Annotated in this window: 1 protein-coding gene; it reads right to left on the bottom strand. The window is 38.1% G+C overall.

Annotated elements, in window-relative coordinates:
* Positions 1-252, bottom strand: a 252-nt coding sequence (locus tag SB749_RS20215; protein WP_410711883.1) for an alanine racemase, incomplete at both ends; no start/stop codon positions are given.

Here is a 252-nt window from a genome sequence, read left to right as displayed (position 1 = left end):
GGCACACGCAAAATGGGTCATTAAGTTTATTTTGTTTTGTGCATTTGGGCTGGCTTGTAGGCGCTGATAAAACATATCAAACTGCTCAGGCGCAATACCTAAACGATGCATGCCGGTATTTATTTTTAACCAGCAATTTAAGGGCGCATCTAGCTGCGCACTTTCCAACATTTTTAGCTGTATTTCGTCATGAATAATAGTTTGAAAATTATTCGCAAGTAGAATAGGTAAGTCTTCTTGATGAAAAAAACC

The organism is Brevibacterium sp. SIMBA_078, from assembly GCF_046534565.1.
Taxonomy (GTDB): Bacteria; Actinomycetota; Actinomycetes; order Actinomycetales; family Brevibacteriaceae; genus Brevibacterium.
Note: the sequence above shows the minus strand (reverse complement) of the source record. Positions and strands in the feature narration are given on the sequence as shown.